Source organism: Leisingera sp. ANG-Vp, from assembly GCF_000813725.1.
Taxonomy (GTDB): Bacteria; Pseudomonadota; Alphaproteobacteria; order Rhodobacterales; family Rhodobacteraceae; genus Leisingera.
In genome coordinates, this window is record NZ_JWLD01000097.1 from 16,096 (window position 1) to 23,837 (window position 7,742).

The 7,742-nt window shown below is 64.6% G+C and carries 10 protein-coding genes and 1 tRNA gene; 3 read left to right on the plus strand and 8 right to left on the minus strand.

The genetic code is table 11. The features are described 5' to 3' along the window. Window positions 1–25 precede the first annotated feature (25 nt). Both RA20_RS23080 and RA20_RS23085 read right to left on the minus strand, forming a co-directional pair. The gene (locus RA20_RS23080; RefSeq protein WP_039134664.1) at window positions 26–472 is read right to left on the minus strand and encodes a DUF302 domain-containing protein; all 447 of its coding nucleotides are present in this window, start codon (window positions 470–472) and stop codon (window positions 26–28) included. Window positions 473–660: 188 nt separating this feature from the next. After that, a complete protein-coding gene (locus tag RA20_RS23085; protein WP_039134668.1) occupies window positions 661–1,059 on the minus strand; it encodes a hypothetical protein in 399 nt (132 codons plus the stop codon). A 151-nt stretch (window positions 1,060–1,210) separates the two neighbouring features. Here RA20_RS23085 and hisF point away from each other — a divergent pair, with 151 nt between their 5' ends. Together hisF and RA20_RS23095 are read left to right on the plus strand one after the other, a co-directional pair. Further along, window positions 1,211–1,972: an imidazole glycerol phosphate synthase subunit HisF gene (gene hisF, locus RA20_RS23090; protein WP_039134671.1), complete on the plus strand. Its 762-nt coding sequence runs from the start codon at window positions 1,211–1,213 to the stop codon at window positions 1,970–1,972. Window positions 1,973–1,983: 11 nt separating this feature from the next. After that, a complete protein-coding gene (locus RA20_RS23095; RefSeq protein WP_039134674.1) occupies window positions 1,984–2,301 on the plus strand; it encodes a phosphoribosyl-ATP diphosphatase in 318 nt (105 codons plus the stop codon). Window positions 2,302–2,541: 240 nt separating this feature from the next. Here RA20_RS23095 and RA20_RS23100 read toward each other — a convergent pair whose 3' ends face one another. The 3 genes from RA20_RS23100 to rlmB form a co-directional block, all read right to left on the minus strand. Then, window positions 2,542–3,012 carry a CoA-binding protein gene (locus RA20_RS23100; protein WP_039134745.1) on the minus strand — a complete coding sequence of 157 codons (471 nt, stop codon included), beginning with the start codon at window positions 3,010–3,012 and terminating at the stop codon, window positions 2,542–2,544. A gap of 218 nt (window positions 3,013–3,230) precedes the next feature. Further along, the gene (locus tag RA20_RS23105; RefSeq protein ID WP_241482320.1) at window positions 3,231–3,680 is read right to left on the minus strand and encodes a YHS domain-containing (seleno)protein; all 450 of its coding nucleotides are present in this window, start codon (window positions 3,678–3,680) and stop codon (window positions 3,231–3,233) included. A gap of 112 nt (window positions 3,681–3,792) precedes the next feature. Next, window positions 3,793–4,569 (minus strand): 23S rRNA (guanosine(2251)-2'-O)-methyltransferase RlmB, encoded by a 777-nt coding sequence (gene rlmB / locus RA20_RS23110; protein WP_039134677.1) that lies wholly within the window; start codon window positions 4,567–4,569, stop codon window positions 3,793–3,795. Window positions 4,570–4,689: 120 nt separating this feature from the next. On the opposite strand from rlmB, the gene RA20_RS25600 reads away from it, so the two are divergent. Continuing rightward, a tRNA-Tyr gene (locus tag RA20_RS25600) sits at window positions 4,690–4,773 on the plus strand. 132 nt (window positions 4,774–4,905) lie between these two features. Here the strand turns inward: RA20_RS25600 and RA20_RS23115 are convergent. The 3 genes from RA20_RS23115 to RA20_RS23125 all read right to left on the minus strand — a co-directional run. Continuing rightward, window positions 4,906–5,424: a DUF2478 domain-containing protein gene (locus RA20_RS23115; RefSeq protein ID WP_039134681.1), complete on the minus strand. Its 519-nt coding sequence runs from the start codon at window positions 5,422–5,424 to the stop codon at window positions 4,906–4,908. A gap of 62 nt (window positions 5,425–5,486) precedes the next feature. Next, entirely contained in the window at window positions 5,487–6,149 is a 663-nt protein-coding gene (locus tag RA20_RS23120) for an NnrU family protein (RefSeq protein WP_039134684.1), read from the minus strand. 124 nt (window positions 6,150–6,273) lie between these two features. Continuing rightward, window positions 6,274–7,742, minus strand: a 1,469-nt coding sequence (locus RA20_RS23125; RefSeq protein WP_446720164.1) for an ABC transporter permease subunit, incomplete at its 5' end; no start/stop codon positions are given.

Below are 7,742 nucleotides of genomic sequence, written 5' to 3' on the forward strand. Positions count from 1 at the left end.
CCCCCCCCTCCCCCCGTCACAACGGCTACTGCGCAGCTGCTGCAGTCAGCTTGCCCAAGGCACCCTGCATCTTGGCGAGAAATCCCGCGTCCGCCGGCACATCCAGGCCCGAGAGCATCTCTGCGGGATCCTCGTAAGTCAGCCAGACCTGCCCATCTGCGTCTTCATATGCCAGCACTTTCAGCGGCAGGTAGAGCCCGGCGCGAATGTCAGCCTGCATCGCCGGGGTGCCCAGCTTGGGATTGCCGAAGATCAAGAGCTGCGCACCGTCCAGCTCCAGCCCGGCCTTTTGCGCGCCCGCGGCATGATCGACCCGGGCAAAAACAGTGGCGCCTGCCCCTTCGACGGCAGCCTGCAGCGTGTCCATGGTCTCGGCGACCGGTTTCTGGCTGGGAACCTTGATCAGTTCGGCGGCGGCGGGAAGTGCGGACATGAGGGCAAAGGCTCCTGCAAGAATAAGGCTAGGTTTCATCACGAAAACTCCAAATCGTCAGACTATGGGGTGAAATCAAGCCAGCCGGGTGCTGCGATCAAGTCACGTTTCCGGCATCGGCGGGTTCCGGCGCTTGCGCAGCCGCCCCCTGCACGCCGTTCAGCACGAAGCCTAACCTTTCACCCAGGCGCAGCAAAATACCACCGGCAATAAGGCAAACCTGCCCGCTACTCCGCCGCCGCAGGCTGCATGATCCGCCAGGCATTCGGCAGCTTTCTGTCCCCGTGATACGGCTGGATCGTCACCGCATCGACCCGCTCCAGCCGCCAGCAGCCGGAACCGCTGCCCCAGTCCTCGCACCAAAGGTTGCGCCGGACCGACCACTGCGAGGTGTAGGCCCGCTCCCCGAAGGTGCCGGTGCTGCTGCCCGAAGGTCCGCCGCTGTCATAAGTCTGGGCCCAGCGGGTCTGGAAATCCTCGTTGGAAATCCCAGTCAGGGTCGCTCCGGGAATGACTGCCAGCAGATCTTCCGCCGCCATCATTTCCCCCGCCTGCCCAGGGCCTGCTGCCAGCGCAAGCCCGCAAAGTGCAGCAGATATCAGGCGGCGGCAGGACACAGCGTGCATGGCGGCACTCCATTCAATTACGGTGCAAGCTGGCTCCAAGCCTAGCATGCCTGCCGCATTGGACCAAAACGCGCACGGGCTGCCATATCTGTTGCGCTTTCGGCAGTCATTGCGTACCCACGGGGCCAAGTTGCTTGGAAGGCAGTGCATCATGCTGAAAACCCGTATCATCCCCTGTCTCGACGTCGCCGATGGCCGCGTGGTCAAGGGCGTCAACTTTGTCGGCCTGCGAGATGCAGGCGACCCGGTGGAATGCGCCAAAGCCTATGATGCGGCCGGTGCGGATGAGATCTGTTTTCTGGATATTCACGCGACCCATGAAAACCGGGGAACCATGTTCGACATGGTGCAGCGCACGGCTGAGCAGTGCTTTGTGCCGCTGACCGTGGGCGGCGGGGTGCGCACCAAGGAAGATGTGCGGGCGCTGCTGCTGGCAGGCGCCGACAAGGTGTCCTTCAACTCGGCCGCAGTGGCCAACCCGGATGTGATTGCGGAAGCCGCGGATCAGTTTGGCAGCCAGTGCATCGTCTGCGCCATAGACGCCAAAACGGTGGAGCCGGGCCGCTGGGAGATTTTCACCCATGGCGGCCGCAAGCCCACCGGCATCGATGCAGTGGAGTTTGCACGGACTGTGACAGCCAAGGGCGCCGGGGAAATCCTGCTCACCTCGATGGACCGCGACGGCACCAAAGCCGGCTTCAACCTGCCGCTGACCCGCGCAATTTCCGATGCGGTGGATGTGCCGGTGATCGCTTCCGGCGGCGTCGGCAACCTGGATCACCTGGTGGAAGGCGTCACCAAAGGCGGCGCCTCGGCGGTGCTGGCGGCGTCGATCTTCCATTTCGGCGAATACACCGTGCAAGAGGCCAAGGAGCACATGGCCGCTGCAGGCATCCCGATGCGGCTGAACTGAGGAGGCCTGCGATGAGCCTGCTGCACGATCTTGAAAGCACCATCCTGGCCCGCAAAGGCGCCGATCCGGACACCAGTTGGACCGCCAAGCTGCTGGCCAAGGGCCCGGAGAAATGCGCCGAGAAATTCGGCGAGGAAGCCATCGAGGCGATTATCGAGGCGGTGAAGGACGACAAGGCGGGGCTCACCTCCGAAGGCGCCGATGTGCTCTACCATTTCCTAGTGATGCTGGCTGCGCGCGATGTGGCGCTGGATGACGTTCTGCAGGTGCTGGCCGAGCGCCAGGGCCTCAGCGGCATTGCCGAAAAGGCCAGCCGCCCCAAGGGCTGAAGCGCGCCTCCGTCCCGGTCACGGGTCAAGGGAGGCAGAGCCTCCGCGCGCAAGCGCGGCTTGCCCTTGACGCGCCTGCAGCAACTGCAATCGGAAACGCCCCTAAGGGGCACAGGTGCGCCTCAGGGCTTCTCAGCAGAATCTTCTCTTCCCTTTGCGCCGCGAAGCGGCGCCACGCCCAACCGTGACTACCGCCCCTCAGGGCGGCAGGAACGGGCGGGAGCGCCCTGCCCCTTGGTGCTATAGTTTCGAGGAAATGATTCCGGTGGCAAAACCGCCCATGCGCAGCTCTCCGAACAGGCGCTGGTATTCGATCTTGGGGCAGCGGTTCTGGATCACGGTGACGCCGCGCGCCTCAGCCTGGGCGGCGGCTTCGGCATGTTCCACCCCGATTTGCATCCAGATGGTTTTCAGCTTGGGAAAGGCTTCCAGCGCCTCGTCCGCAATCGGCGGCACCGCCTCGGAGCGGCGGAAGATATCGACCATATCCACCGGCGCCTCGATCTCCGACAGGCTGGCCCGCACTTTTTCCCCAAACAGCAGCTTGCCTGCATGGCCGGGGTTCACCGGAATCACCCGGTAGCCTTTGAGGCCCAGATAGCGCGCCACGTAATAGCTGGGGCGCACCGGGTTCATAGAGACGCCCACCACAGCCACCACCTTGGTGCGCTGCAGCACGGCTTTCAGATGCTCGTCGCTGTAATCAGTCATGCTGCGCACCCTAGCCCCGGCGTCCGCCGCAGCAAAGGCGGATTCGCCTCCGGAGTTCAGGCCGCACAAATAAAAATGCGCCCGGACATGCCGGGCGCTAGGTATGGAACGAGGGACAGTGAAAAAGATCTGCGGTGGTTCCACTCCGCAGTCTGTATTGAATATGGGCCACAGTCGGAAAAATAAAAGGCCCCCTCTCGATTTTGTGAGGTGACGCGCTATTTTCTGAGAATCACCGGCCAATGCGGGCGGGCGTCTGCAATCATCTGCACGGTATCCGCCTGCCACAGGCGGTGGACCCGGCGGTTGTTCAGAAGGAACAGTTCCCCGTCCACAATCGCCCAGATCTGCGGGTTGCCATCATGCAGCTGGCCTTGCGACATGGCATAGGCGCAATAGCCGCCAAATGCGGGCGCATAGGCGCGGGGATTAGCCTCGAACCGGGCCTGATTGCGGGCGGAGGCAAACCGCCAGACAACGCCCTTCCACATCACCGCATGTGTGCGCCGCCCCTGCTCGGCAACCCCGTCCACAAAAAACGCAACTGGATCATAGCCGCCGATCGCGACGCCGCCGCGGGACGAGAACACGGCCGTCTCAGCCCGCGGCAAGCCCGGCAGGGACAGAAACATCACCGCAACAGCCGTCAGCATCAGGCGCAGGATCACAGGTCTCTCCGTTCGTTTCTTTCAGCAGCCCACCGACTCTGCCCCACGCCCGCAGCCTTGCAAAGGGAGCCAACGCAGATGTGATCGGCCTGTGACGGCCGGGGCGGCGAAGTCAGCGGGCGATAGAGGCGTAAAGCGCAATCGCCGCGGCGTTGGAGACATTGAGCGAGCCAAAGCCGCCGGCCGCATCGATCTTGACCAGCTGGTCGGCGGTTTCCTTGGTTTTCTGCCGCAGACCCGGGCCCTCGGCGCCCAGCACCAGCGCCACCGGCAGGTGCTTCTTGCCGTCCAGCGCGGTTTCGATGGTCTCTTCTGCTTCGCCATCCAATGCCAGAACCAGAAAGCCCATGCCCTGCAGCTCGGTGATGGTGTCGGCCAGGTTGCGCATCCGCAGGTAAGGCTGGCGTTCCAGCGCACCGCTGGCAGTCTTGGCCAGCGCGCCGGTCTCGGGCGCCGAGTGGTGGCGGGTGCCGATCACCGCGCTGGCACCCAGCACTTCCGCCGAGCGCAGAATCGCGCCGACATTATGCGGGTCGGTCACCCGGTCCAGCAGCAGCACCCGGGGCGCCTCGGCGCCAATGCAGTTTTCGGCCAGCCCGCCCCAGTTCAAGGGCTTCACTTCCAATGCCGCGCCCTGATGCACGGATTGCGGATCAATCGGCGGATTGAATTTGCGCGGGTCGATAACCTCAGCCTCTATGCCGGAGGCGGCAATAGCATCTGCCAGTTTTGCCTGAGCGTTCATGGTCACCATAAGGCGCAGTTTTTCGCGCTTCGGGTTCTGCAATGCATCGCGCACCGCATGCAGCCCGAACAGCCACACGGTCTCGGCTGCGGCGGCCTTTTTGGCCTGTTCTTTTTCGACGACCCATTTGGGTTTCTTGGACATTTTACTCTCCGGCAGAAAGAATTTGCGGGCTGTCTGAAAAACTTGCGATTTTCCTGTTGACGCCCGTTTGGCCTGCTAGTAATCACGCCTCCACGTCAGGTGCAACACTCACCTGACAGTGGGCGACAGGCCGCAAGGTGTGGCAGGGGACTGTAACTCCCTCGCGGAGACGCACGCCTGGTTCGATTCCAGGGTCGCCCACCATCTTCTCTCTTTACACGACAGACGATGGTGGTTCAGCAGCAAAGCTGGACAGGCCGCGCGCTGCCCGCTGCAGCAAAAAGCCCGCATGAAGAATGCGGGCTTTGCGATTGATTTCGAAGCGGTTTCCCGCAATCAGGCGGTTTCGGCCACGGCCTGCTCCGCCCATTCGACCAGCGCGTCGAGGTCCGGTCCCGCCGCTACGGCCATGCCGTCAGCGAAGGCCTGGAAAGGCTCCACATTCATCTTGTTGACACCCGAAATCACCGGAATGCCCTGGGCCAGCGCCTCGCCGATCACCGGCCGCATACCGCGGCCGTCGGCCTCGTGCTTGCCGAATTTATTGACGATCATCAGCTGCGGAGCCTCGCTCGATTGCAGCGATGCGGAGACCTGCCCCACGGCCTGTTCCAGCGCCTCGGGGTTCAGACGGCAGCCGCGCGCACCGGCACCCAGAGACTGCGAAATGCGGATGGTTTCGCCCGCCGGCAAGACCCTCACATCCATGTCGCAAAGCTCCTTGTCGTAGCATTCCACATTGGTCTGCACGATGCCCGCCAGGCGAATGCCCTTGGCCTGCAGTTTCTCAGCCAGCTCGCTCAGCAGACGGTCGGTGGCGCCGCGTTCTTCGGTCATCACATAGGCCAGGTGCATCGGTTTGTCTCTCCAGTCTCGTGTCGGTTCATAGGTGGTCATGCGGCGGCCGGGGTCAACCCCTACCAGGGCAGCGGGCGATAGCCGATGATGGGCGCGTGCAGGACCAGCAGCGCCAGGAAAACAGCCGCCGCCAGCGCCGCCTCGCCCGCTGAGGGGCGCAGACGGGCCAGGTTCAGCCGTGCGGTGCTGCGGCTGAGCCGGGTCCATTCCGCCTGCCCCAGCTGCCGCTGCTTGCGTGTGTCGATGATCTTCATCCCCATCACCGCAAATCCCGCAAACAGGCCGAACAGGATCACATGGGCCAGATCGCCATTGGCCAGCAGATGCGCCCCGGCCCACAGCGCCATGGCTGCCAGCAGCGGGTGGCGGCTGACAGCCAGGATGCCGGGATCAGCGGGGTCAAAGGCGCGCAGGCCCAGGCCGCCGAAGCTGAGCGGGTTTTGCCGCATCATGCCCGCGACCGCCAGCAGGCAGGCCAAAGGCATCAGCAGCAGCGGCGCCCAGCGGAGGATCTCCCAATAGGGCAGTATGCCGACAAATGGCGCCCGCTCCGCCGCAACGATCAGCCAGGCCAGGATCAGCAGCGATAACAGGCTGTAGGCAATGATGTAGCCGCGCAGCCCCAGGCGGGCGACCAGCCAGGGCCGCACCGGCGGGCGCACAGGGATCGCATGGCTGGCCAGGAACAAAGTCAGCGCCGCGGTGAATTCAAGCCAGCCCATGGGCGTCTCTCCAGTCGTAGATCAGTCTTGGTTGCAGCTATATGCGGGCGGGCAGTTTAGAACGTTGCCCCAGATCAAAAAAGGGCGCCGCTGGGGCGCCCTTTTGACTGGTTGCCTGGTGAGGTCACAGCCCCAGCGCCTTGCGCCGCTCCTCGGCAAAGCCCTGCACCATACGGTCGGCGATCAGGGCGAGGATGGCCATTGCCGCGCCGGCGGAAATGCCCAGCCCCACATCTGCCTGCCCCAGCGCCAGATAGATCGACTGGCCCAGGCCGGTGGTGCCGATCAGCGCCGCGATCACCAGCATGGCAAAGGCATAGAGGATGGTCTGGTTGAGCCCCAGGAGAATCGAGGGCGCCGCATAAGGCGCGCGGATGTCCTTGAGCATCTGCCATTTGGTGGCGCCGGAGGCGGTGGCCGCTTCGATCATCTCGTCAGGGGTCGAGACCAGGCCGTGGCGGGTGTAGCGGATCATCGGCACAATCGCATAGGCGATGATCGCGAGGAAAGCCGAGAACTCGCCGATCTGAAACACCATCAGCACCGGGATCAGGAAGACAAACAGCGGGATGGTCTGCAGCATGTCGCAGATCGGGCGCACCACGCGCCAGATGCCCGGGGAGACCGCTGAGGCCAGCCCGATAGCGCCGCCCATGACCGCGCAGGCAAAAACCGCAGCACCGGAGAGGTAGAGCGACAGCAGCGCCCGCTCCCACAGGCCCGACAGCAGGATGGTGCCCAACAGGACCACCGTCAGAACCGCCAGCCCGCGGCCGCCCGCGACCCAGGCCAGCGCCCCGGCGCCAACCAGTACAAAGGGCCACGGGAGCTGCGAAACGCCGGTTTCCAGAATTCCTGCCGCGATGAGCAGCATGACGCCCAGCGCCAGCCGGCCGCGGATTGCGCAGACGGCGCCGGCGGCAGCGCCGGCCGCGAACAGCCACAGGCTCATCGCCGAGGTCCAGGCAAAGCCCCAGGTGAAGGGCAGAACCGCCTGATCCAGCCCGATACGGACCGGCAGCAGCACGTAGAACAAGACGTTGTTCTTGAGTGCGGTCAGCACCTCGGCATTGGCGCTGGTGAAGGCCGAGAGGCCCGCGTCGACGCTGTCTGCCACCGGGTTGAACAGGGCATAGGTGCCGGGCTGCTGGACCTGGCTCCAGAAGGCTGCGCTGACGGCTGCGCCCAGCGCCAGAATGCCCCAGGCAACGCGCGGGTCATGCTTGTCGCGCCGGTCCTGGGTCAGGGTGCCGCTCATCCGGTCGATCAGGATGGCAAAGATCACGATCACCGACCCCGCCAGCAGGCTTTGCCCGAACTGGGCCTTGCGCATGGTCAGCAGGACTTCCCAGCCGATGTCGTCAAAGCCGCCGATCACCGCCGCGATGATCACCATCGACAGCGCCGCCATGAGGCATTGGTTGACGCCCACCATGATCTGCTGCCCGGCCGAGGGGATCTCGCACTGGAACAGCTGCTGCAGGCGGGGGGCCCCCGCCCCGACGGGCCGCTTCCTTGTTTTTGGGCGCCCCCCCTCCCAGCCCCCCCGCCCGCTCGGGGGCCCCCGGGGGGGGGGGGGGGCCGCCCGGGGGG

What these genes read in the sequence shown, in the direction of transcription:
- rlmB (WP_039134677.1), bottom strand. Translation starts at nt 4,569, where the DNA reads ATGTCCAAGAAACCCAAATGGGTCGTCGAAAAAGAACAGGCCAAAAAG.
- RA20_RS23115 (WP_039134681.1), bottom strand. Translation starts at nt 5,424, where the DNA reads ATGCACCTGGCCTATGTGATGACCGAAGAACGCGGCGCCACCGACCGT.
- RA20_RS23085 (WP_039134668.1), bottom strand. Translation starts at nt 1,059, where the DNA reads ATGCACGCTGTGTCCTGCCGCCGCCTGATATCTGCTGCACTTTGCGGG.
- RA20_RS23100 (WP_039134745.1), bottom strand. Translation starts at nt 3,012, where the DNA reads ATGACTGATTACAGCGACGAGCATCTGAAAGCCGTGCTGCAGCGCACC.
- RA20_RS23080 (WP_039134664.1), bottom strand. Translation starts at nt 472, where the DNA reads ATGAAACCTAGCCTTATTCTTGCAGGAGCCTTTGCCCTCATGTCCGCA.
- hisF (WP_039134671.1), top strand. Translation starts at nt 1,211, where the DNA reads ATGCTGAAAACCCGTATCATCCCCTGTCTCGACGTCGCCGATGGCCGC.
- RA20_RS23120 (WP_039134684.1), bottom strand. Translation starts at nt 6,149, where the DNA reads ATGGGCTGGCTTGAATTCACCGCGGCGCTGACTTTGTTCCTGGCCAGC.
- RA20_RS23095 (WP_039134674.1), top strand. Translation starts at nt 1,984, where the DNA reads ATGAGCCTGCTGCACGATCTTGAAAGCACCATCCTGGCCCGCAAAGGC.